Origin of the sequence: Sandarakinorhabdus rubra (assembly GCF_010994245.1) — a bacterium.
In the GTDB taxonomy this organism is placed as follows: domain Bacteria; phylum Pseudomonadota; class Alphaproteobacteria; order Sphingomonadales; family Sphingomonadaceae; genus Sandarakinorhabdus; species Sandarakinorhabdus rubra.
Genome location: NZ_WMHO01000248.1, coordinates 1 through 3469 on the forward strand (window position 1 = coordinate 1; position 3469 = coordinate 3469).

3 protein-coding genes are annotated in these 3469 nt (G+C 67.7%); 1 reads left to right on the forward strand and 2 read right to left on the reverse strand.

Annotated elements, in window-relative coordinates; all coding sequences use genetic code 11:
• On the reverse strand, positions 1–494 hold a 494-nt coding region (locus tag GJV64_RS12685), incomplete at its 3' end, for a hypothetical protein (RefSeq protein ID WP_205599628.1).
• 301 nt (positions 495–795) lie between these two features.
• Positions 796–2448 (reverse strand): electron transfer flavoprotein-ubiquinone oxidoreductase, encoded by a 1653-nt coding sequence (locus GJV64_RS12690; protein ID WP_164157655.1) that lies wholly within the window; start codon positions 2446–2448, stop codon positions 796–798.
• A gap of 127 nt (positions 2449–2575) precedes the next feature.
• On the opposite strand from GJV64_RS12690, the gene GJV64_RS12695 reads away from it, so the two are divergent.
• Positions 2576–3322 carry a uracil-DNA glycosylase family protein gene (locus tag GJV64_RS12695; protein ID WP_235927743.1) on the forward strand — a complete coding sequence of 249 codons (747 nt, stop codon included), beginning with the start codon at positions 2576–2578 and terminating at the stop codon, positions 3320–3322.
• The last annotated feature ends 147 nt before the right edge of the window (positions 3323–3469 follow it).

Consider the following 3469-nt stretch of genomic DNA (forward strand, 5'->3'; position numbering starts at 1 on the left):
TGGCGATAGGCCGCCGCCGCCTCATCCCAGCGCGACAGGCTGGCCAAGAGATGCGCGCGCTGCTCGGCCACATAGGCGCGCATGAAGCCCTGGTGGCGCTGCGGATCGAGCAGCAGCAGCGCCGCCGGCGCATCGCCGCGCGCCGCCGCCAGCCAGGCATCGATCACCGGCCCGGCCACCTGCGGCCAGCCCTGATCGCCCAGGCTCTGGCGCAGCCGGACTGCCAGCGGCCAGTCGCGGCGGATCACCGCTTCGGCCAGCCGGGTCATGTTGATCTCGGCATCGCCGGCGCCGCTGGCGGCAAGCGATCGGGCCAGCTGGAAACCGCGCTGCTGATCGCCGCCGATGATCGCCAGCTCCCAGGCCCGGCGCGTCACGCTGGCCGGGGCCGGGCTGGCGGCGCGCGCCTCCTCGAACAGGCGGGCGGCCAGCGCCACCTCGTTGTCGATCGCCGCATAGCGGCCGATCACATAGGCATGCAGCGCTGAATCCATGGCCGGGACCGGCTTGGCGGCGTGGGCAGGCGCGGCAAGGGCGAAGACGAACATGGCGGCGGCAAAGCGCATATCCCGCAAGATGCAGGGGGACACCGGGCTTGTCGAGGGGTGCCGATGGTCGCGGGGTAGCGCGGCCGGCGGCGGAGCCGCCGAGTCTGCTTGTGGTGGTGGAAGGTAGAAGTAGTGGCGCGGCAGAGCCGCGTCGTCGAAGCTGTTCGGCTGGCCTGCGGACCAGCCGCCAGCCCGGCCGTGCTTGCGCGAGTCTGGCGGCGGTACGCCGCCAGACTCGCGCTGCGCATTACATATTCGGATAGTTCGGTCCGCCGCCACCTTCCGGGACCACCCAGTTGATGTTCTGGGTCATGTCCTTGATATCGCACGTCTTGCAGTGGACGCAATTCTGGGCGTTGATCTGCAGGCGCGGCGCATTTTCCTCTTGGCCGACGATTTCATACACCCCGGCCGGACAGTATCGCTGCGCCGGCTCGTCATAGAGCGCATAGTTGACCTCGATCGGCACGCTCGGGTCCTTCAGCGTCAGGTGGCAGGGCTGGTCTTCCTCATGATTGGTGTTCGACAGGAACACGGAGGACAGCCGATCGAAGCTGATGACGCCATCGGGCTTGGGATAGGTGATCTTCGGCGCCTCGTCCTTGCGGCGCATGTGCGTGTGGTCCGACGTCAGCTTGAAGGTGAAGGGCAGTTCATAGCCCAGATACTCCATCCACATCATGGCGCCGCCCATCACGGTGCCAACGACATTGCCGAACTTTTCCACTGCCGGCAGCACGTTGCGCACCATCTTCAGTTCTTCGAAGATCCAGCTCTTCTTGTAGGCGGCATCATATTCGGCCAACTCGTCACCGCCGCGCTGGGCGGCAATCGCCGCCACCGCACACTCGGCAGCCATCATGCCCGACTTCATCGCGGTGTGGCTGCCCTTGATGCGCGGCACGTTGAGGAAGCCAGCCGAACAGCCGATCAGCGCGCCGCCGGGGAAGCTGAGCTTGGGCACCGCCTGCCAGCCGCCGTCGTTGATGGCGCGCGCACCATAGGAGACACGGCGACCGCCTTCCAGGATCTCGCGGATCGCCGGATGGGTTTTCCAGCGCTGGAACTCCTCGAACGGCGACAGGTGCGGGTTGTCATAGTTGAGCCACACCGAGAAGCCCAACGCCACCTGGCCATTGGCCTGATGATAGAGAAAGCCGCCGCCATTGGCGTCGCTCAGCGGCCAGCCCTGGCTGTGGATCACGCGGCCCGGCACATGTTTTTCGGCCGGGATGTCCCACAATTCCTTGAGGCCGATGCCATAGATCTGCGGCTGGCTGTTCTTCCTGAGATCGAAGTGGTTGATGATCTGCTTCGACAGGTGCCCGCGCGCACCCTCGGCGAAGAACGTGTACTTGGCGTGGATTTCGAGGCCGGGCGTCCAGCTGTCCTTCTTCGAACCGTCTTTCGCGATCCCCATGTCGCCGGTGGCGACACCCTTCACGCTGCCATCGTCGTTGTAAAGCACTTCGGCAGCGGCAAATCCGGGGAAGATCTCGACGCCCAGCGCTTCGGCCTGCCCGGCAAGCCAGCGGGTGAGATTGCCCAGGCTGACCGTGTAGCAGCCCTTGTTCTGCATGAACGGCGGCAGCAAGCCGTGCGGGAACTCATATTTCTTCGTTTCGGTCAGCACCCAGTGGTGATTCTCGGTCACCGGCACGGTCATCGGGCAGCTGCTGTCCTGGCGCCAGTCGGGCAGCAGTTCATCAAGGGCGCGCGGATCGACCACGGCGCCCGACAGGATATGGGCGCCAATCTCCGAGCCCTTCTCGAGGATGCACACCGAAAGCTCGACCCCAAGCCGCTGGGCTTCCTGCTTGGCCCGGATCGCTGCCGAAAGGCCCGCCGGCCCGCCGCCCACGATCACCAGATCATAGGGCATGGATTCGCGTTCGCTCACCTTGTCGTTCCCCATCCTCGTCGCCGCCCCCGGCTTGGCGCGGCTTTGCCATGGTTCATCAGATAGCCGGGCCGGCCGGCCTTGACCAGCCGCCGCACCGTCGCTGATGGTGCCAGCCGTGACCGACATGATGTCGCCCCCTGCTCGCACCACTGCCGCCCGCACGGCTGCCGAGGCGCAGGCCGACCTGGCCTGGCTGATCGCCGCCGGATGCGATGTGCCCGTGGCGGACACGCCGCGCCCGTGGCTGGCAGCACCGCGAGCAGACGCGACATTCCAGGCCGAACCGCCCACCCAGGAGACATTGGCCGCCGCACCCTCCCCGCCGCCGCGCCGTGCTGTCGATCCGGCTGCATCGCACCCGGCGCTGGCCTGCCAGTCGCCCGATGAGCTGCTGGCCCTGCTCGGCAAGTTCCCGGATGCCCGCATCCGCCCGCCGCTGCTGTTCGAAGGTGCGCTCCAGTCCCGCGTCTGGGTGCTGATCGACCGGCCGGACGAGGAACCGGCGCACCGGCAGACGATCGACCGCATGCTGGCCAGCATCGAGCTCGACTGGAGCCGGGTGGCGCTGGTCAGCCGGTTGGCCTGGCCAACACCTGGCGACGGCGAACCCACGGCCAACCTGCTCGCCCGCTTCACCCCGGTGCTGGAGCGCCTGTTCGCGCTCGCCCCGCCCCGCCATGTGCTGGCGCTGGGCCAGCTGGCGGCGGAAATGGCTGGCCCTGAGGCCCGGCTGGCCAGCAGCCGCGGCCGCTGGTTCGACTGGGGTGAAGCAAGGCTGATCCCCTCACTCCACCCGCGCACAATGCTGAGCAAGGATCTGAAACGTCAGGCCGCCGCCCATCTGAAGAGCTTCCGCGAGGCCATCGGATGAGGGGCCATGGGATGAAGCGCCATCGGATGATGCGGTTGTGCGCCGCGCTGCTGGCAGCCAGCCTGCCGGCCGCCTCCGCCATGGCCATCACCATTGCGCCCGAACTGCTGCCGCCCCCGCCAGCGCCGGAACCGCTGCCGCCGGCCG

Coding starts and splice junctions, on each gene's coding strand:
- GJV64_RS12695 (WP_235927743.1), top strand. CDS start 2,576: ATGATGTCGCCCCCTGCTCGCACCACTGCCGCCCGCACGGCTGCCGAG.